General features: G+C 40.8%; 16 protein-coding genes and 1 pseudogene. 16 read left to right on the top strand and 1 reads right to left on the bottom strand.

What is annotated here, in order from left to right; genetic code table 11:
* Positions 1–65: 65 nt before the first annotated feature.
* The 5 genes from mnmA to AHMF7605_RS05345 are packed head-to-tail and all read left to right on the top strand — an operon-like array spanning position 66 to position 6768.
* Complete coding sequence (mnmA, locus tag AHMF7605_RS05365; protein ID WP_106927179.1) at positions 66–1169, top strand: tRNA 2-thiouridine(34) synthase MnmA; 1104 nt, start codon at positions 66–68, stop codon at positions 1167–1169.
* An 11-nt stretch (positions 1170–1180) separates the two neighbouring features.
* Positions 1181–1918, top strand: a complete 738-nt coding sequence (locus AHMF7605_RS05360) for a hypothetical protein (protein ID WP_106927177.1) — start codon at positions 1181–1183, stop codon at positions 1916–1918.
* Positions 1919–1924: 6 nt separating this feature from the next.
* Positions 1925–3601, top strand: a complete 1677-nt coding sequence (locus AHMF7605_RS05355) for a S8 family serine peptidase (protein WP_106927176.1) — start codon at positions 1925–1927, stop codon at positions 3599–3601.
* A gap of 58 nt (positions 3602–3659) precedes the next feature.
* Positions 3660–4319, top strand: a complete 660-nt coding sequence (gene rpe / locus AHMF7605_RS05350; protein ID WP_106927173.1) for a ribulose-phosphate 3-epimerase — start codon at positions 3660–3662, stop codon at positions 4317–4319.
* Positions 4320–4326: 7 nt separating this feature from the next.
* Positions 4327–6768 (top strand): TonB-dependent receptor, encoded by a 2442-nt coding sequence (locus tag AHMF7605_RS05345; RefSeq protein ID WP_106927171.1) that lies wholly within the window; start codon positions 4327–4329, stop codon positions 6766–6768.
* 122 nt (positions 6769–6890) lie between these two features.
* Here AHMF7605_RS05345 and AHMF7605_RS05340 read toward each other — a convergent pair whose 3' ends face one another.
* Positions 6891–7769, bottom strand: coding sequence for a DUF2911 domain-containing protein (locus AHMF7605_RS05340; RefSeq protein ID WP_106927169.1), 879 nt, complete (start codon positions 7767–7769; stop codon positions 6891–6893).
* A 481-nt stretch (positions 7770–8250) separates the two neighbouring features.
* On the opposite strand from AHMF7605_RS05340, the gene hisG reads away from it, so the two are divergent.
* The 11 genes and pseudogenes from hisG (at position 8251) to AHMF7605_RS31080 (ending at position 19689) form a co-directional block, all read left to right on the top strand.
* On the top strand, positions 8251–9102 hold the full coding sequence (gene hisG / locus AHMF7605_RS05330) for an ATP phosphoribosyltransferase (RefSeq protein ID WP_106927165.1): 852 nt from the start codon (positions 8251–8253) through the stop codon (positions 9100–9102).
* The gene (hisD, locus tag AHMF7605_RS05325) at positions 9102–10394 is read left to right on the top strand and encodes a histidinol dehydrogenase (RefSeq protein ID WP_106927163.1); all 1293 of its coding nucleotides are present in this window, start codon (positions 9102–9104) and stop codon (positions 10392–10394) included. The genes hisG and hisD overlap by 1 nt, the downstream gene beginning before the upstream one ends.
* On the top strand, positions 10387–11436 hold the full coding sequence (hisC, locus tag AHMF7605_RS05320) for a histidinol-phosphate transaminase (protein WP_106927161.1): 1050 nt from the start codon (positions 10387–10389) through the stop codon (positions 11434–11436). The genes hisD and hisC overlap by 8 nt, the downstream gene beginning before the upstream one ends.
* 91 nt (positions 11437–11527) lie before the next feature.
* A complete protein-coding gene (hisB, locus tag AHMF7605_RS05315; RefSeq protein WP_106927159.1) occupies positions 11528–12622 on the top strand; it encodes a bifunctional histidinol-phosphatase/imidazoleglycerol-phosphate dehydratase HisB in 1095 nt (364 codons plus the stop codon).
* On the top strand, positions 12622–13203 hold the full coding sequence (gene hisH / locus AHMF7605_RS05310; protein WP_106927157.1) for an imidazole glycerol phosphate synthase subunit HisH: 582 nt from the start codon (positions 12622–12624) through the stop codon (positions 13201–13203). The genes hisB and hisH overlap by 1 nt, the downstream gene beginning before the upstream one ends.
* Positions 13200–13922 carry a 1-(5-phosphoribosyl)-5-[(5-phosphoribosylamino)methylideneamino]imidazole-4-carboxamide isomerase gene (gene hisA / locus AHMF7605_RS05305; protein WP_106927155.1) on the top strand — a complete coding sequence of 241 codons (723 nt, stop codon included), beginning with the start codon at positions 13200–13202 and terminating at the stop codon, positions 13920–13922. The genes hisH and hisA overlap by 4 nt, the downstream gene beginning before the upstream one ends.
* Positions 13916–14677: an imidazole glycerol phosphate synthase subunit HisF gene (gene hisF / locus AHMF7605_RS05300; protein WP_106927153.1), complete on the top strand. Its 762-nt coding sequence runs from the start codon at positions 13916–13918 to the stop codon at positions 14675–14677. The genes hisA and hisF overlap by 7 nt, the downstream gene beginning before the upstream one ends.
* Positions 14668–15291, top strand: a complete 624-nt coding sequence (hisIE, locus tag AHMF7605_RS05295; RefSeq protein ID WP_106927151.1) for a bifunctional phosphoribosyl-AMP cyclohydrolase/phosphoribosyl-ATP diphosphatase HisIE — start codon at positions 14668–14670, stop codon at positions 15289–15291. Before hisF ends, hisIE begins: the two co-directional genes overlap by 10 nt.
* A gap of 163 nt (positions 15292–15454) precedes the next feature.
* Positions 15455–16261: an MBL fold metallo-hydrolase gene (locus AHMF7605_RS05290; RefSeq protein ID WP_106927149.1), complete on the top strand. Its 807-nt coding sequence runs from the start codon at positions 15455–15457 to the stop codon at positions 16259–16261.
* A 135-nt stretch (positions 16262–16396) separates the two neighbouring features.
* The gene (locus AHMF7605_RS05285) at positions 16397–16789 is read left to right on the top strand and encodes a phage holin family protein (protein ID WP_106927147.1); all 393 of its coding nucleotides are present in this window, start codon (positions 16397–16399) and stop codon (positions 16787–16789) included.
* Between the two features lie 324 nt (positions 16790–17113).
* Positions 17114–19689, top strand: a pseudogene (locus tag AHMF7605_RS31080) (phosphoenolpyruvate carboxylase).
* Positions 19690–19880: the final 191 nt, after the last annotated feature.

Here is a 19880-nt window from a genome sequence, read left to right as displayed (position 1 = left end):
GTGAAAGCTTGTTGGTATATTTGCAACCAATTGCATGTATTTAAATTTTTAGCATACTATTCATAATGAGTAAATTAGGTAGAGTTTTGGTGGCAATGAGCGGCGGCATCGATTCTTCGGTGGCGGCCGTAATGCTGCACGAACAAGGCTACGAAGTAGTGGGCATGACCATGAAAACTTGGGATTATGCCTCCGCGGGGGGTAACAAAAAAGAAACGGGTTGCTGTAGCCTGGACTCCATTAACGATGCCCGTAATATTGCGGTTTCTTTAGGTTTTCCGCACTATATAATTGATATCCGCGAAGAGTTTGGTGATTACGTAATCAATCATTTTACCGACGAATATATTGCCGGACGTACCCCAAATCCTTGTGTATTGTGCAACACCCACATTAAATGGGATTCTTTGTTGCGGCGGGCCGATAAATTAGGCTGCGATTTTATTGCTACCGGTCACTACGCGAACATCCGGGAAGAAAATAACCGGTTTGTTATCTCGAAAGGTTTAGACGAAAATAAAGATCAATCTTACGCCCTGTGGGGAATTTCGCAAGCCAGTTTGAGCCGGACGATTTTTCCGTTGGGTAACCTGCGGAAAACGGAAATCCGCCAAATGGCCGTAGAACGCGGATTTATGGAACTGGTGCAAAAACCGGAATCTTACGAAATCTGCTTTATTCCGGATAACGATTACCGGGGTTTCTTAAAAAGACGGGTGCCCGCCTTGCAAACCGAAGTGGCTGGTGGAGAATTTGTGCTGGAAGACGGTACCATTGTAGGCAAACACGAAGGATACCCTTTTTATACCATTGGGCAACGCAAAGGTTTAGGTATTGCTTTAGGTTTTCCGGCTTATGTTACTAAAATCGAGAAAGATAAAAACAGGGTAATATTAGGTAATTACGACGACCTAGCTAAAAATGCCATGCGGGTAGGGAAGCTAACGCTAAGTAAATATCCGGATTTATTGCATAAACCAACTGCTTCCGTTACGAAAGTTCGTTATAACGATCCGGGTACTGACGCGGTAATTGAGCAAGTAGAAGATAAAATGGAAGTACAATTTGCCCGGGGAGTACACGCTATTGCTCCGGGTCAGGCAGCAGTTTTTTACGAAGGCAACGACGTAATTGGGGGAGGCTGGATTGAAGCCAGTTATAACGTTTAGCACTGCGGATAATGGTAAAACAATGCCGGCTGGTCTTTTTAATTTGTTTTGTATTCGGCGGCTGCACCGAAGAAATTGCTCCTAATCCGGAAGAACTAGGATTGAAATATTATCCTTTGCAGGTGGGAGATTATTGGATTTACCAGGTTATCGAAACACATTACCAGAACCAATTTGCCAATCAGGCCAGCGACTCTATTAACTATTTTGTACGAGAGCGGGTAGATACTATTTTTAAAGACTTAACGAATAAAGATACGTATAAAATTATTCGCTCTCGCCGAAATAAGACTTCTGAAATATGGGGTACAGATTCGGTGTTCGTAGTTAATAAATCCGGTTCCGACGTACGAGTAACGCAAAATAATGTACGAGTAGTAAAATTTATTTTTCCGGTTGTAGAAGGTAAAAAGTGGAATGCCCACATCTATACTACTCAATCCGGAGTAAATAATAGTTCAGACCAAAAGTTTTATGGATTTGCTGACAAAAATGCAGCATTTTCCATAAACAATATTACGTATCCAAATACGGTGAAAGTAATACAAACCTTAAATGATAATGCTATTGAAAGGCAAGATGCGTTTGAAGTTTATGCTTACGGTTTGGGACGAATTTATAAGCAGGTAATTGCCTTTAACTACTGTTCTGATCCGGATCGGCAAAATGGCTGCGAAGTTGGAAAGCAATTCATCATTACTGGAGTGAAACGAGTTGAGAAACTACTGGAACATGGTTCCGTTAAATAATACTAAATGAAAATTTGGATTCTGGCTAGTTTTTTATTTTTGTGGTCGATAGTTGGCTGGAGCCAGATAAATCCGGGTTCGAACGGTTTAAGTAAATATTTTATCTATTTTAAAGATAAAGCCAATACTCCTTTTTCGACCCAGGAACCCCAAAAATTCCTAGGTAAAGCGGCAATTGACCGGCGGTTGCGCTACCAAATACCCGTTGTTTCGCGCGATTTACCAGTTAACCCAGCGTACGTAGCTCAATTAAAAGCAAATGGCGCCAGCGTCTGGTATACCTCCCGCTGGTTTAATGGAGCTTTAGTACAATGCGATACGAGTACCTACCGCAAAATTACCGCTTTGCCTTTTGTAAAAGAAACGCAAACCGTAGGGTTACGAGTGAAAAAAAATCCTTCCGCCAGCGGGCAGAAACGAGTTCTTTTAGTATACAACTCGCAAGAAACTTTTTCTCGCAAAAAAACGCAGCAAGAATACGGAGAGTCTTATAGCCAAGCCAAATTGATTGGCGTTCCGGCTATGCATGCGGAAGGATACCGGGGCGAAGGCATGCGTATTGCGGTATTTGATGGCGGATTTTCAGGAGTAAACCGGGTTCCGGCATTTAGTCACTTGTTTACGAATAACAAACTTAAAGCAACTTTCGATTTCGTGGACAAAAACACGGGGGTTTTTGAAAAAGATAGCCACGGCACGGAAGTGTTATCTACATTAGCCGCTAATGTACCCGGAGCCTTTATCGGCACGGCACCGCAGGCAGAGTATTCGTTATTTATCACCGAAGATGTGAGCCGGGAACAAAAACTGGAAGAAATCAACTGGTTATTAGCCGCTGAATTTGCGGATAGCGCTGGGGTAGACATTATTCAAACTTCGTTGGGTTACAACCTTTTTGATGGTGCTAGTACCAATTACTCGTACCAGGATATGAACGGGGATAAAGCCATAAGTACCCGTGCGGCTGATTTTGCGGCCGCCGCGGGTATGTTAGTAGTAGTAAGTGCCGGCAACGAAGGCAATGATCCCTGGCAATACATTACTGCCCCTGCGGATGCGGATTCTGTGTTAAGTATTGGCGCCACTGATTCATTGGGGCAAAGAGCCGTATTTAGTTCAATTGGACCTACCGCGGATGCCCGCATTAAGCCGGACCTATCCGGTCAGGGTTTGCAAGCGGCCGTTATCAATCCGGCGGGTAATGTTATTCGGGCCAATGGTACTTCCTTCTCTGCCCCGATTATCTGCGGCTTGGCGGCTGGTTTCTGGCAAGCCAATCGGCAGCTAACCAATTTGCAGGTAATGGATTATTTAAAATTATCGGGCTCACAAGCTTCGCAACCCGATAACCGTTTAGGGTTTGGCATTCCGCATTTCAAAAGAGCGCAGTTATTGGCCCAACAAGATTCTGAAATGAATAGAGCCGGTTTTAAGTTATTTCCTAATCCGGTGAATAATAATCATTTTACCGTTTTAATACCGGTAAACGCCGATCAGAATACCGAAATTAAAATTTTTAATGCTATTGGTCAGGAAGTGAACTTGTTTACCTACCATTACGATAAAATTAAAACCGACCGTACATTTGTTACCTTTGAAATAAACGGACTTACCCCGGGTATGTATCATTGCGTTATTACTAGCCTTAACCGCTCCGAAACCATCCGGTTTTTGAAACTCTGACTTTATTTTTCATTGAAAATAAACCGAGTAGTACTACCAAAGTGCCTATCTTTGCTGCATGAAACCAATTATTGCTCCTTCTATTTTAGCGGCTGATTTTGCTAACTTACAGTCCGAAATTGAATTACTAAACCAAAGTGCTGGCGAGTGGATTCATTGTGATATAATGGATGGCCGTTTTGTGCCTAATATTTCCTTTGGTTTGCCGGTCTTGGAAGCCGTTCATAAACATGCCCGTAAACCATTAGATGTTCACTTAATGATTGCGGAACCCCACTTGTATATTGAGCAATTTCAAAAAGCAGGAGCAACTAACATTACGGTTCACTATGAGGTCTGTCCGCATTTACACCGGGTAATAGAGCAAATTAAAAGTGCAGGTTGCAAGGCCGGTGTTGCTTTAAATCCGCATACTCCCGTTGGTTTGTTAGAAGATATTATTACGGATCTGGATCTGGTCCTTATCATGTCGGTAAATCCCGGCTTTGGCGGGCAAAAATTTATACCCCATACCTACGCTAAAGTAGCCGCATTACGGGAGTTAATACAAGCGAAAAAGGCGCACGCGCTTATCCAAGTAGATGGGGGAGTAAACACCGAAACAGCACCTTTGTTAGTAGAGCAGGGAGCAAATGTATTGGTGGCCGGTTCATTTGTCTTTCAGGCTGCTGATCCGCTGCAGACTATCCTTCATTTACATAATTTAGCATCCTATTAAAATATCCATGTCTCTAAAACTGGTCGCATGGCTGAGTTGGCTATTTTTTCCCGTTTTAGTTTTTGCCCAACAAGCCTCAGTTACCGGCATCGTTACTGACGCTGCCGGAACACCCCTGGAATACGCCAGTGTTTTTGTGAAAGGTAGAACAAGTGGCAGTCAAACGAATGCTGCCGGAAAATTTAAAATTACAACTCCCGCCGAAAAAGATATTACTCTGGTAATAAAGTACATTGGTCTTGAAGATCAGGAGATAAAATTTTTTTTAAAAGCCGGAGAAAACCGGGTAGTTAAAGTAAAACTTTTTGCCGGTAGTCAGGCTCTCTCTACTGTTGTTATCACCGATCAGAAGGCAGGATCTTCCGGAGTAAGCATTATGCGCTTAAACCCACGCTTGACTAAGCAACTACCTTCGGCGTTTAATGATTTTAATAAGATACTTTCTACTTTGCCGGGAGTTTCGAATAACAACGAACTTACTTCTACTTATTCCGTTCGGGGCGGTAATTACGACGAAAATTTGGTGTACGTAAATGGCATGGAGATTTACCGGCCATTCTTAGTAATGAATGCCCAACAAGAAGGCTTAAGCTTTGTGAATCCCGATTTAGTGCAAGATGTTCAGTTTTCTTCGGGGGGTTGGCAACCCCGATTAGGGGACAAATTATCCTCGGTATTAAATATTACCTACAAAGCTCCTCAAAAGCTAGCTGGATCAGTAACGGGTGGATTTATGGGCGGGAGAGTACATCTGGAAACTGTTTCCCAGAACAGAAGAGTTACTTTCCTAGCCGGAGTACGTTATAAAAATGCCCAATTAGTATTTAATTCGCTAGAGACAAACGGCAATTACCAGCCCAATTTTACGGATGCCCAAAGCTACCTAACTGTTGACCTGACCAAAAAAAACCAAGTTTCAGTATCACCCAAAACTACCTTAGGAATTTTGACCAGTGTGGCCCGGAATAAATACGAAGTTGTTCCTTTTTACCGCGAAACTTCCTTTGGTACCATGGATCGGGTAGTTCGTATAGGAATAGACTACAACGGGCACGAACGGATGGAATACGAAACTTACCAAGGAGGATTGAATTTACTGCACCGCTTTTCTCCTCGATTTTTTACCGAAGTTATTGCTTCGTCTGTACTGGCCCGGGAAAGAGAACTACGGGATGTAGCAGCGAGTTACTCTTTTTCGGAAGGGGTGACCGATAGTAAAACCCGTGATCTAAACGAGGAAGTGCGTAACGTTGATGCCGGAACAGATTTCGAGCATTCCCGGAATAGTTTAACCGCAATGATTTTTGCGGTAGAAAACCGGTATACCTGGCAGCCAACTAGTAGACGAGAATGGCAAATTGGACTTAAAGCTGCCCACGAAAACATCCAGGATCAGTTAAACGAGTACAGTCTGCTGGATTCAGCCGGTTATGTGACGTTAAACAAGAACATTACTTCAAACCTGAATTTAAAATCTGATCGCTATCAAGGTTACGCACAGAACACTATAAAGCTTGATTCTCTGCGAACTTTAATTTACGGTGTTCGATTAAATTATTGGACAGTAAATCGCGAACTATTAATCAGCCCCAGGGTACAATATACGGGAATAGTACCTGCTCATCCCAATTGGTCGTATAAAATAGCCTTAGGCATTTATTACCAGCCTCCTTTTTACCGCGAACTCCGCAATCGCCAAGGTGAACTGAACCAAAACTTAAAAGCTCAAAAATCCTTACACTTTATCGCTGGCGCGGAGTATAGGTTTTTATCCTGGGATCGTCCTTTTAAACTAACCGCCGAAGCTTACTACAAAAAACTCACGAACGTTATCCCGTACGAAGTTGAAAATGTCCGGCTGCGTTATTTTGCTTTAAACAATGCTACAGCTTATGCGGCGGGTCTGGACTTGCGGGTGAATGGAGAGTTTATAAAAGGTGCCGAGTCGTGGTTTAGCTTAGGTATTCTAACTACTAAAGAAAATATTTCCGGTGATTCTACTACCTTCGATTTAAATACTTTTAAGCCGGTACCTAAACGACCCATTGGCTTTATTCGCCGACCTACCGACCAACGGGTAACTTTTGGCGTATTTTTTCAGGATTATATTCCGGACCATCCATCCTATAAAATGTATTTAAATGGGGTAGTTGGTACCGGATTACCATTTAGCCCGCCGGGTAACGAATCTATCCGTAATCAGTTTAATATGCCTTTTTACAAGCGGGTAGATATTGGTTTTTCTAAGCTGCTTACATTTCGTACTTCACCCAATGATAAAACTATTAATCTGGAGAGTTTTTGGTTAAGTTTAGAGGTTCTTAATTTGATTGCGGCTAACAACGTGGTTTCCTATAACTACGTGAAAGATGTTCGTAATACAACCTACGCGGTACCCAATTACTTATCTTCCCGTTTATTAAATCTCCGCTTTATTGCTCAGTTTTAGATAAAAGTAAATTGTACAAAGTCTTCATTTATGTTCGCTCACTCAGTTTATACGTGTAAAAGGCGGAATTCAGTTTCCGCCTTTTACACGTATAAATATTCATCAAAAATGAATAAGGTGATTTAATTCATGTCTCCTTCGTGTCGTTTAAACTTCCAGAGGCTAAAGTTGCGCTCAATACTTGATTCGTATTTTTTATATTCTTCCTGGTCCTTTTTACCTAGTTTGATGGCTTTTTTACACAAATCTACGGCTCCTTCGTATTCTTCTTTTTGAGCTAACAGTTGTGCCTTAATCCAATTATTAAAAAAGTTATCGTTAATAGTTAACGATTTATCAATCCACTGTAAGGCTAATTCGTGTTGAGTATTTTTCGAAATCAAGTAATTGGTTGCCTGCGCATAAATCTGCCAATCATTGGGTTTGGCTTTGTTTAAGTCTTCCTGCAACATGGCCAATACCTTAGCATCCGTGTCGACTTCTATTATTACGGAAAATTCCTTACGCTCCCAAAGAAAACTCAAAGTGCCTGCATTTTGCGAAACGTTAGAAAAACTAAACTGAAAGGTTTCGTGGAAGGGAGCTTCTTTAACTTGAGCGGGTACTCGTAATACATCTTCTTGGGGATTGTAGCCCTTCGTACCCCATAAAGTAGTATTTTTATTTAAAATAAACAGGCACGAATCGGAACTTTGGGGGAAGGAAAACAAACTATACGTCCCGGCTGCCACATTCTCCCCGTTTATCTTTACCGCGTCCGAAAAGGTAATAAGAGTAGCCTCATTGGCTCCCGTCCGCCAAACTTCGTTATACGGAACTAATTTCCCCCAAATTTCCCGGCTTTTTACGCCGGGAGTATGGTATTTAAGAGTTACTTCCGTTAAACCAATGGTTTGTAGTATAGTAGCAGCCGGGCTAGGTTGCGGGAAGCGTAATTGCGCCTTAGCTAATGGCGAAAAAAAAAGAAAACTGATACAGATAATAGCTAGTATAGCTCGCATAGCAAAAAGAACAAACTTAAAAGTTAATAGTTTCTGTTAGGAACAACCATTTTAGTTTAACTAAGATTGGAGTAAGATATTTTATTCAGAAGTAAAAAATAATGCCAGAGTACAAGGTAAGTATATAAAAAATAGAATTTATGGTATAATAAAAATGGTTATATTCTATAAATTAGCGGCAAATTACAAAAATGTATTCAGAAAAGTGTGAGGTATCAGAAAAAATTAAGATAAGTTTTTATAATTCATTTTCTGGCTTACATTTGCACCATCTTATGATGAAAAGCAGCAAAACATACAGCAATCTTCCTCTTTTAGCGCTTTCTCATGCGTTTGTTTTTGCTGTCCATTTCCACCATTACCATCATTCCTCCCGCGGAGAATAAAATTATTTATGTTCGGAGCGGAGGAAACTCCTGGTTTTTAGCTGTCTTGCAAACGGCTCTTAATTTTAATATTCAGGAAGTATATAAATTAAAAAATGATTCGATTAGCCATTCAAAAGTCGGGTAGATTAAGCGAAGACTCTCTTAATCTTATTCGGGAATGCGGTATTTCTTTTGTTAACTCTTCTTTAAAACTTAAAACTGAAGCCACTAACTTTCCGCTCGAAATCTTATTTCTGCGCGACGATGACATACCCGGTTACGTAGCAGACGGGGTTGCCGACATAGGAATTGTAGGGGAAAACGTTTTAGTGGAAGAAGGTAAACAAGAACTGCAGGTGCAAAAATTAGGTTTTTCGCAATGCCGGTTATCTATTGCCGTTCCTAAAAATACAGTTTATGATGATATTTCAGGGTTGGAAGGTAAAAATATTGCTACCTCTTACCCTAATTTACTGCAGGCTTATTTATCCGGCGAAGGCGTGCAAGCTCATATTCATACCATTAGCGGTTCCGTAGAAATTGCCCCCAGTATTGGCTTAGCCGATGCTATTTGCGACATTGTTTCCTCGGGTAGTACTTTAATTAGTAATGGCTTGCGCGAAGTGCAAACAGTTTTTCGCTCCGAAGCGGTTTTAATTGCCCATCCAAAACTAACGGAAGTAAAACGGCAAATCTTAAATCAATTATTATTCCGGATTGATGCCGTCAGAAAAGCCCAAAAAGCAAAATATATTTTATTGAACGCTCCTAATGCAGCCATTCCCCGGATTAAGTCTTTATTGCCTGGCATGAAAGCTCCTTCTATTTTACCTTTAACCGAAGAAGGCTGGAGCTCAGTACATTCGGTGGTGAACGAAGACGACTTCTGGGAAATTATTCAAAAATTACGCGAAGCAGGCGCCCAAGGTATATTGGTGGTACCCATTGAGAAAATGATATTGTAATGTTAAAGAAAGTAGTATACCCTGATCGGGCAACCTGGCCAGAGTTAATAAAGCGACCCGTACAAGAGTATGAAACCATTGAGGAACAAATTAAAACTGTTTTTAACCAGGTACGCGATAACGGAGATAAAGCTTTATTAGACTTTACGGCCCAGTTTGATAAGGTAAGTTTAAATAGTTTGCTGGTTACCCCGGAAGAGTTAAAGGTGGCCGCTGAGCAAATACCTCAGGAATTACAATTAGCTATTCGGCAAGCCTGCGCCAACATAACTGCTTTCCACGAGAGCCAACGCGAAGTTAAATTTCCCATCGAAACAATGCCCGGGGTTCGTTGCTGGCGCAAAAGTGTGGCGATTGAAAAGGTAGGCCTTTACATTCCGGGTGGTACGGCTCCTTTATTTTCTACCTTATTAATGTTAGGTATTCCTGCTAAACTAGCCGGTTGCCAGGAAATTGTGTTATGCACGCCACCCCGGCAAGATGGAACCATTCATCCTGCTATTTTATTTACGGCTTCCCTACTTCAAATTTCGACTATCCGGAAAGTGGGAGGAAGTCAGGCTATTGCGGCACTTACTTTTGGTACCGAATCCATACCAGCCGTTTCTAAAATATTCGGTCCCGGAAACCAATTCGTTACGGTCGCTAAGCAAATGGCCGGTAAGTACGGTGTGGCTATTGATATGCCGGCCGGTCCTTCGGAAGTTTTAATAATTGCCGATGAAACTGCCAATCCAGCATTTGTGGCGGCTGATTTACTTTCGCAGGCGGAGCATGGCGTAGATTCACAGGTAGTGTTTGTTACAAATTCCGAAAAATTACTTTCATTAGTGGAGGAATCTTTGAAAGAGCAATTGAATAATCTATCCCGTAAAGCTATTGCCGCCAAAACCTTAACCAACAGTTTAGGAATTCTACTGAAAGATTCAACTGAAATGCTGGCTTTTTCTAATCTGTACGCCCCCGAACACTTGATAATAGCTGTAAAAGAATATGAGCAATTAGCCGAGAAAATTACCAATGCCGGTTCCGTTTTTTTAGGTGAGTATAGTCCGGAATCAGTGGGGGATTATGCTTCCGGAACAAATCATACATTACCTACCAACGGCTATGCCCGGGTCTACAGCGGGGTTTCCTTAGATTCATTTGTTAAAAAAATTACTTATCAGCATCTTACTCCGCAAGGTTTACAATTAATTGGTCCTACGGTAGAGGTAATGGCCGATGCCGAAGGTTTGGATGCCCATCGGCAAGCGGTTAGTATTCGTTTAAAAAGTTTATCTCATGTTTAAACTGACAAATTTGGTACGCCCGAATATCCGGGGCATGAAACCTTATTCTTCCGCCCGGGATGAATTTGAAGGGGAAGCCAGCATTTTTATTGATGCGAATGAGAATAATCTGGGCAGTATGGCGGCCAACCAACAGTACAATCGTTATCCTGACCCACATCAAAAAGCGTTAAAAGCCGCTATTGCTCAAGTTAAAGCCGTTCGGCCGGAACAGATTTTTCTGGGTAATGGCTCCGACGAAGCAATCGATCTTTTAATTAGGTTGGTTTGTCAACCGGGCCATGACCAAATTTTAGCTTTTAGTCCTACCTATGGCATGTACGAGGTATCGGCCAATCTTAACGACGTAGAATTAAAGCTGGTTAGATTAGACGAGAACTTTCAGCTGCAATTAAATAAGCTGCAGGGGCAAATTCATTCGGAAATCAAAATTATTTTTATCTGCTCGCCTAACAATCCCAGCGGGAATTTAATTAACCGCAGTAGTATCGAATATATTCTAAAATCTTTCTCGGGTTTAGTCGTGATAGATGAAGCGTATATTGATTTTTCTGCGGAAGAAAGCTGGACTACGCAATTAAGTAATTACCCTAATTTGGTGGTTTTACAGACCTTTTCTAAAGCCTGGGGTATGGCCGCTTTAAGATTAGGAATGGCTTTTGCCTCGGAAGAAATAATTTCTTTTTTAAATAAAATTAAGCCTCCTTATAACATTAACGAAGCTACGCAACAAATTGCCTTAAGTGCTTTACAAAACACCAGTCGCTTACCTTTAATGGTAAATGAAATTAAAGCGAACCGGGATTTTCTCGCGGATGCCTTAACGCATTTGCCCGTAATTAAAAGAGTTTATCCTTCAGAGGCTAATTTTATTTTGGTAGAAGTAAGCGATGCCAATGCGATATATTCTTACTTGTTAAACAATGGGATTGTAGTTAGAAACCGCACCAATCAACCGGGCTGTACGAATTGCCTGAGAGTTTCTGTTGGCACTAAAGATGAAAATGAACGGCTCCTTACTTGTTTGAAAAGCTATATTTAGCTACTTCAATGTAATTATGAAGTTTTACTATTTACTAAATTGATTATAAGAACTTTATCAATTTAAAATATTTAGAATTATAAAATTTTCAATGAAAAAAGTTTTATTTATTGACCGGGATGGAACATTACTAATCGAGCCGAAAACCGATTATCAAGTTGATTCATTCGAAAAATTTTCCTTCATCCCAGGCGTTATTCGAAACTTATTTAAGATTTCATCTGAATTGGATTATGAGTTTGTAATGGTTACCAATCAGGATGGATTAGGTACTTCTTCTTATCCCGAAGATACTTTCTGGCCTTACCAGAACAAGATGCTGGAAATTTTAGCCGGAGAAGGAATAACTTTCACTGAAATTCTGATTGATAGAAGCTTCGAGCATGAAAATCTACCAACCCGTAAGCCAGGGATTGGGATGTTACAGAAATACTTTAACGGCAATTATGATTTAATGAATTCTTATGTAATTGGCGATAGAGTTACCGACATAAAACTGGCTGATAATCTTGGTTGTAAAGCAATTTACTTGAACAACAACTCAAGCAATGAAACTGCTTATTCTGCGAAAAACTGGGACCAGATTTATAACTATCTTCGTTTACCTGCCCGTAAAGCCAGCATCATCCGGAATACCAACGAAACTAAAATTAAAGTTGATTTAAATATAGATGGTACAGGCGAAATGCGCATTCATACGGGATTGGGCTTTTTTGATCACATGTTAGAACAATTAAGCAAGCATTCGGGTGCCGATATGCAGATTCAAGTGGAAGGAGACTTACATATTGACGAACATCATACCATTGAAGATACCGCCATTGCCATCGGAGAAGCTTTGGGGCAAGCGTTAGGCGATAAACGAGGAATTAGCCGATACGGGTATTTATTACCTATGGATGATGTATTAGCCCAGGTAGCTTTAGATTTCTCCGGTCGGCCCTGGTTAGTTTGGGAAGCCGACTTTAAACGCGAAAGAGTGGGAGATATGCCTACGGAAATGTTTTTTCATTTTTTTAAATCATTTTCCGACGCTGCCAAATGCAACCTGAACGTGAAGGCCGAGGGTACCAATGAACACCACAAAATCGAAGCAATTTTTAAAGCAGTCGCCAAGTCCATTAAAATGGCGGTTGCGCGTGACATAAACAAAATGGAAATCCCGAGTACCAAAGGTATTTTATAATGAGTATTGTTATCATTGATTATAAAGGCGGCAATGTGCAATCGGTTAAGTTTGCGCTGGAAAGATTAGGCGCCGAAGCTACCTTGAGCGCAGATCCGGAAATTATCCGTAGTGCCGATAAAATTATCTTTCCGGGCGAAGGAGAAGCAAGTTCCGCTATGGAGGAACTTAGGGCTAGAGGCTTAGATAAAGTTATCCCCGAATTAACCCAGCCTTTTTTAGGCATTTGCCTGGGCATCCAGTTATTATGCCGGCATTCCGAAGAAAACGATACCCAAATGCTTGATATTCTGCCCATAAATGTAATTAAGTTTAATAATGGCTTGAAGGTGCCGCACATGGGGTGGAATACTTTATTTAATTTGAAAGGCGATTTATTTAACGGAGTAAAGGAGCAGGATTACGTTTATTTCGTCCATAGTTACTACTTACCCGTATGTGAATACACCATTGCTACCGGTGCTTATCCGGAGCCTTTTAGTGCCGCTGTACAATACAAAAATTTTTATGCCATGCAGTTTCATACCGAAAAAAGTGGCCCGACTGGTACGCGTATTATTCAGAACTTTCTTGCTTTATGATGCAGATTATCCCGGCAATTGATATTATCGGAGGCCAATGCGTGCGCTTAACCGAAGGTGATTTCGCTCAGCAAAAAACCTATGCCAGTAATCCGGTGGAAGTGGCAAAACAGTTTGCGGACGCGGGTCTTACGCGCTTGCATTTAGTTGATTTAGACGGGGCTCGGGCACGAAAACCACAAAACTTAGCGGTATTAGAAGCCATTGCTAGTCAAACCAATTTAATAATTGATTTTGGGGGTGGCATCCAATCAGAGGAAGCTATCCAGCAGGCTTTTAATGCCGGGGCAAATCAGATTACAGCCGGTAGTATCGCCGTCCGGGAACCTGATTTGGTGCAGAATTGGTTAGAAACATTCGGACCAGATAAAATAATTATTGGAGCAGATTTCCGGGATAACTTTATTTCTATCAATGCTTGGGCGGAACAATCTACAATTTCACTCCCGGATTTTATTCAGCAATATTTACAAGCCGCAGCTAAAACCTTTATTTGTACCGACGTTAGTAAAGATGGTAAATTGCAAGGACCGGCTACCCAAACGTATGCCCAACTAGTCAAAACTTTTCCCGGGGCTAGTTTTATTGCGAGCGGTGGGGTTACCACTATTCAAGATGTAGAGGAACTGGGAGCAGCTGGTTTAACAGGTGTTATTATTGGTAAAGCCATCTACGAAGGAACCATTTCGCTGGCTGATTTAAAAAGATTTGTATGTTAACCAAACGTATTATTCCTTGCCTGGATATTAAAAACGGACGCACGGTAAAAGGGGTAATGTTCGAAAATATCCGGGATGCAGGTGACCCGGTGGCCTTAGGGGCCGAGTATGCTCGCCAAGGAGCCGATGAACTGGTTTTTTTAGATATTACTGCTACTAACGAAGAACGTAAAACTTTTGCCCAGTTGGTCCGGGAAATTGCCCGCCACATTGATATTCCGTTCACGGTTGGCGGCGGTATTGGTGCTATTCGCGACGTAGAAGTTTTATTACACGAAGGAGCTGATAAAGTTTCTATTAATTCTGCCGCGATTAAAGAACCGCAATTAGTCTATGATCTGGCTAAAAGATTCGGTAGTCAGTGCATTACCGTGGCCATTGATACCAAACTAACTAGTCATGGTTGGAAAGTATTTAGTCGCGCGGGTACGCTGGAAACAGAACACGCCACACTAGATTGGGCAAAACAAATTACCGATTTAGGAGCCGGCGAAATTTTGTTAACTTCCATGAGCCATGATGGTACCAAGAACGGTTTTGCTTTAGATATTACTGGTGCCGTTTCACAAGGAGTTTCGATACCCGTTATTGCTTCGGGAGGAGCCGGGCAAATGACGCATTTTGCGGATGTTTTTAATCAAGCACAAGCGGATGCCGCCTTAGCTGCCAGTATATTTCACTTCGGAGAAATTCCAATTCCTGATCTTAAACAATATTTAGCTAACCAGGGTTTACCCATTCGTTTATGTTATTAGATTTTGCCAAAGCCGGTGGTCTGCTACCAGCCGTTATACAAAACCACGCTACCCAGGAAGTACTTATGGTTGGATTTATGAACCAGGAGGCTTACGAGAAAACGCGGCAGGAAAAAGTAGTTACTTTCTTCTCCCGCACTAAAAACCGACTCTGGACCAAAGGGGAAACCAGTGGTAATTTCCTGCACGTAGTCAGCATCCAAGCCGATTGTGACCAGGATACGGTATTAATAAAAGTAAACCCGGTTGGTCCGGTTTGCCATACCGGTGCCCGGACTTGTTTTGAACCAGCACCACAGGAAGGTGAATTACTTGAAGAACAAAATGCTAGCGTTGTTTTTTTAGAATACCTCGAAAATTTGATTCAGAATCGACGAAATAACCCGCTGGAAAAATCTTATACGAATCTACTTTTTGAGAAAGGAATTCAGAAAATTGCTCAAAAAGTAGGGGAAGAGGCGGTGGAAACCGTAATTGACGCGGTAGCGGGTAATACAGATCGTTTAAAAGAAGAAGTAGCGGATTTATTGTATCACTTACTAGTTTTACTGGCAGCATCCGATTTAAAGTTACATGATGTGGTTCAGATATTACAAGAGCGGCATCGTAAATAGGTGATGGATCATCCCTGCTATTTAAGATTTTCTTTCAAGTCAATATTCGATATAAAGTTCATAAAACAATTAGTTGCCTTACGTTTTATTTTTTATGTTAAGTAGACTTATTGATTAATTTTTAAAGTAAGGTCGATGGTTGAATCCATTTTAAATTTTAATAATGCCGGAAAATTTTATTTGTACTACTTGTGGCGTGCAGTACGCTGCAACTGAAACCGAACCTGCCCATTGCATCATCTGCGAAGATGATCGTCAGTACGTGAATTGGCAAGGGCAAACCTGGACTACTCTGGCGGAAATGCAACGCAAGTACCAAAACGAGATTCAACTCGTTGAACCTGGTTTATATAGAATTCAGACTACCCCTAAATTTGGTATTGCCCAGAAAGCGCATTTAATTATAAGCCCGAACGGGAATATTTTATGGGATTGCGTTACCCTGCTCAACGACGAAACCATAAACTTTATTAAAAAAATAGGCGGTATTCAGGCCGTTGCGCTTTCGCATCCGCATTATTATTCAACTATTGTTAATTGGAGTCGGGCGTTTGTTAATGCGCCCATTTATATTCACGCTCTTGATCAGGAGTGGGTAACGCAACCAGACCAATCTATTCAGTTCTGGGAAGGAAAAAGCCTGGAACTGAACGACGGGATTAAAATTATAAATTGTGGCGGGCATTTTCCGGGGGCTTGTGTCCTGCATTGGCCCGCCGGAGCCGATAACCAGGGAGTTGTTTTATCCGGCGATACCCTCCAGGTAGCCATGGACCGGCAATCCGTTTCTTTTATGTATTCGTATCCTAATCTAATACCTTTGCGTCAGGTCGAAATACTGGCTATTCGTAAAGCAATGGAAGATATTCGTTTTGCCCGGATGTACGGTGCTTTTGAGCCCCACATCGGGCAAAATGCCCGGCAAGCTTTTGATCATTCTATAAACCGGTACCTTCAGATCTACGAATAATCGTTTTAGTAAAATCTGCCTTGATTAAATTAGCCACCGCAAAAGGTTTAGTTTATCCTTTCTATAATCTTTAATCTAAGATTATCGTAGAAGCTTACAATTACTTAATCCCATCTTTATAATCTACATAAAACTATGAATTACCTTATTAATCTTTTAGTTAACGCCGGTGTAGTCATGCTGTTGGCTTACATATTACCCCAAATACGTGTAAAAAGCTTTGGGACCGCGTTGTGGGTGGCATTTTTAATAAGTATCCTTAATTTAACAGTTGGTTTTTTGCTGCGATTACCGCTTAACTTGGTTACGTTTTTTTTATTAGGGTTTTTAGTACGGTTGGTAGTTACTGCTATTATAATTAAGTTAGTTGATAAATTAGTCAGTAACTTTGAAGTACGTGGTTTTTGGCCGGCTCTGGTTATTGCCATTGCTTTAGCCGTAGCTGGGGCACTTTTCGATCGTAATGAAGCAGAAGAGCGGTATGATACAGCTTACCAAACTACCCTTAACTATCCTTCAGTTATTTAAAAATAATTTATTTTATTTCACAAAGCCTGCTTTTCTTAAAAAAGCAGGCTTTATTATTTTAAAGGAGCACTTAAGCTACTCGTAAAAATGGCCATCAATTAAAGTGTTCTACTCTTGCTACTAAAAAGTTATTATTTCATCTACTCCGAACATTGGCGTTCTAATTACTACTTCGAGAAGAATGAATCATAAAGGAATTATACCAACTTGGCTTTCTGCAAGAAAATAGCTTTTTGTTATAAAATCTTTTTAAAAGTTAGGCTTCGTGTTATGTTAATTACAATAAAAGTCTAGCTTTGTTCAGCGAATTAAAAAATCATTAGCATGACGGCTTATTCAAACGGTTCCTTACATAAATTCAGGAATTTAGTTGGTTTCAAATATGAAATGTATAATAGCTTATTCTCTTCTTTGCCCTTTTACCGGGTAGAGAAAACGGGAGTGTTATTATCCTTGTTTCTGTTGCATTGCGAAGAAGGACTAAAAAAAGAATCTAGTCCGAACGAAATTATTGAATCTTTTTTTCGGCAATATACTTCTTATGCCACCGAACAGGAGCAAACCGATTTGTTATTTCGTTTTGTTCAGTTTGCCGAACGGCAAGTAGTTTTATTTGATGCTTTGGAAGATGCCGCGTTTAATCATATAAACGATATGCAGGGGGTAGGTACTTTAAAACATCTGGAATCGGAAATTGTACAGCACCGGGCGCAAAGTAAGTTAGCCGGAAAATTAACGGATTTTTCTGTTCGACTAGTTTTAACTGCTCACCCAACTCAATTTTATCCCAGCGAAGTATTGGGTATAATCAATGATTTATCAAAAGCTTTAACCAACGATAATACTGCCTTAGCCAACTCGTATTTGCAGCAATTAGGGAAAACACCTTTTTTCAAAAAAGAAAAGCCTACTCCCTACGACGAAGCAGTTAACCTTATCTGGTTTTTAGAAAATGTCTTTTATCCGGCTACGGGCCAAATCTTATCTTATCTAAAGAATACTTTTCCAAATGCTATTAATTCGGCTAATCCTTTAATCCGAATGGGCTTTTGGCCCGGTGGCGATCGGGATGGAAATCCATTTGTAAACTCCGCAAACACCTTAAAAGTAGCGGAGGCGCTGCGGGGAGGAATTATTAAATCTTATTATCTGGAAATTCGTCGTTTGAAAAAACGCCTCACCTTTAAAGGGGTAGCTAATTTATTGGCTGAACTGGAACAAAGATTATATAACAATTTATTTGTGCCAGGTTATAAAGCCGATTTATCGGTGGCAGAAATAAGAGATACCATGCAGCAGATTAAGGCCACTATTCTGCGTTTGCACAATGGTTTATTTGTGAACCAGGTAGATTCATTTTTAAATAAAGTTGATTTATTTGGCCTGCATTTCGCCTCCCTGGATATCCGGCAGGATTCTTCGGTACATACGAAGTTAATGGAAGAATTAGCGAGTCATTCAGATATCTTACCAAAAAATTATGCGGAGCTTCCGGAAGAAGATAAGATTGCAGCTTTACTAACAATAAAAGACACTATCGAATCTAGTTTATTTACCGATCAGTTGCTGCAAGATACCCTAGATACGCTGGATGCAATCAAAACCATTCAGGCCTTTAACGGCGAAGCGGGTTGTCACCGGTATATTATTAGCCATAGTACCAGTGCTTTAAATATTATAGAAGTTTACGCGCTTTTCTTACTGCGGGGTTGGGACCTGGAAACCATTACCGTAGATATTGTTCCGCTTTTTGAAACAATTGAAGATTTACGGAATGCCGGGCTGGTAATGCAGAAATTATACGAAAATGAAATATATCGGCGGCATTTACAAAGGCGCGGTAATGTGCAAACTATCATGCTGGGATTTTCGGACGGAACAAAAGATGGCGGTTACTTAATGGCTAATTGGAGCATTTACAAAGCCAAAGAAATGCTAAGCTTTCTATCGAAGCAATACGACTTAGAAGTAGTGTTCTTCGACGGCCGGGGAGGGCCACCTGCCCGCGGGGGGGTAAAACCCACCAATTTTATGCTTCTATGGGTAGGAACATTGCGAATAAAGAAATTCAGCTAACTATTCAGGGTCAAACCATTAGTTCTAATTTTGGTACCATAGATGCAGCCCGGTATAATATGGAGCAATTAATGCACGCCGGCATCAGCAACGCGCTATTTTCTACCCGGGAAAAGACGATAACGGAACCAGAAGAAGAATTACTGACAACTTTAGCCAACGAAAGTTTTGCAGCTTATAATACGTTAAAAAATCATCCTGACTTTCTGGAATATTTGAATTATGTAAGCCCATTAAGGTATTATGCCGAAGCCAACATTGGCAGCCGGCCGGCCAAACGCAAATCCGGCCAACTAAATTTGGATGATTTACGAGCTGTTCCGTACGTGGGTGCCTGGAGCCAGTTAAAACAAAATGTACCTGGATTTTACGGAGTAGGCACTGCTCTGGAGAAATTGGAAGCGGCTGGTAAATGGCCCCAGTTAAAAGCTTTATACGAAGATTCTTTATTCTTTAAAACGTTACTGGATAATTGCGAAATGGCCATGAACAAATGCTGTTTCCCGGTTACTGCTTATTTAGCGGAGCATCCTAAGTACGGTGTTCTCTGGAAAGTCATGAACGAAGAATATGAAAGAACCAAAAAATATTTGCTTTTACTTTCGGGTAGCGACGAGTTAATGGCGGACAAACCTATTGATCAATTGTCGATTCAGCTACGGCAAAGAATAGAATTACCCCTCATAACTATTCAGCAATACGCACTTACCAGAATCCGGGCGATGGAAGAACAACAACAAGAAAGAGAAGAAAAGAAAATCTATGAAAAATTAGTAATGCGTTGTTCTTTCGGAATTATTAATGCGGAGCGTAATTCAGCTTAGAAGTTACCTAAATAGTATTGCAAAAGCCCCGATAATTCGGGGCTTTTTTGTTTTATAACTAGGGTAGGGGAGAAGAAGTATGAAATTTTAGAAGCTTTCTAAAAGAACTAATCTCCTAAGTTTTACAACTTATCAAATATCACCTGACAAAAATTAAATAAAAAATCTAAATTCTTACTCTGCCAATATTT

This window comes from Adhaeribacter arboris, from assembly GCF_003023845.1.
Classification (GTDB): domain Bacteria; phylum Bacteroidota; class Bacteroidia; order Cytophagales; family Hymenobacteraceae; genus Adhaeribacter; species Adhaeribacter arboris.
Note: the sequence above shows the minus strand (reverse complement) of the source record. Positions and strands in the feature narration are given on the sequence as shown.

Bases quoted from the DNA above. Each gene is read 5' to 3' on its own strand.
- mnmA (WP_106927179.1), top strand. From the start codon at position 66: ATGAGTAAATTAGGTAGAGTTTTGGTGGCAATGAGCGGCGGCATCGAT.
- AHMF7605_RS05360 (WP_106927177.1), top strand. From the start codon at position 1,181: ATGGTAAAACAATGCCGGCTGGTCTTTTTAATTTGTTTTGTATTCGGC.
- AHMF7605_RS05355 (WP_106927176.1), top strand. From the start codon at position 1,925: ATGAAAATTTGGATTCTGGCTAGTTTTTTATTTTTGTGGTCGATAGTT.
- rpe (WP_106927173.1), top strand. From the start codon at position 3,660: ATGAAACCAATTATTGCTCCTTCTATTTTAGCGGCTGATTTTGCTAAC.
- AHMF7605_RS05345 (WP_106927171.1), top strand. From the start codon at position 4,327: ATGTCTCTAAAACTGGTCGCATGGCTGAGTTGGCTATTTTTTCCCGTT.
- AHMF7605_RS05340 (WP_106927169.1), bottom strand. From the start codon at position 7,769: ATGCGAGCTATACTAGCTATTATCTGTATCAGTTTTCTTTTTTTTTCG.
- hisG (WP_106927165.1), top strand. From the start codon at position 8,251: ATGATTCGATTAGCCATTCAAAAGTCGGGTAGATTAAGCGAAGACTCT.
- hisD (WP_106927163.1), top strand. From the start codon at position 9,102: ATGTTAAAGAAAGTAGTATACCCTGATCGGGCAACCTGGCCAGAGTTA.
- hisC (WP_106927161.1), top strand. From the start codon at position 10,387: ATGTTTAAACTGACAAATTTGGTACGCCCGAATATCCGGGGCATGAAA.
- hisB (WP_106927159.1), top strand. From the start codon at position 11,528: ATGAAAAAAGTTTTATTTATTGACCGGGATGGAACATTACTAATCGAG.
- hisH (WP_106927157.1), top strand. From the start codon at position 12,622: ATGAGTATTGTTATCATTGATTATAAAGGCGGCAATGTGCAATCGGTT.
- hisA (WP_106927155.1), top strand. From the start codon at position 13,200: ATGATGCAGATTATCCCGGCAATTGATATTATCGGAGGCCAATGCGTG.
- hisF (WP_106927153.1), top strand. From the start codon at position 13,916: ATGTTAACCAAACGTATTATTCCTTGCCTGGATATTAAAAACGGACGC.
- hisIE (WP_106927151.1), top strand. From the start codon at position 14,668: ATGTTATTAGATTTTGCCAAAGCCGGTGGTCTGCTACCAGCCGTTATA.
- AHMF7605_RS05290 (WP_106927149.1), top strand. From the start codon at position 15,455: ATGCCGGAAAATTTTATTTGTACTACTTGTGGCGTGCAGTACGCTGCA.
- AHMF7605_RS05285 (WP_106927147.1), top strand. From the start codon at position 16,397: ATGAATTACCTTATTAATCTTTTAGTTAACGCCGGTGTAGTCATGCTG.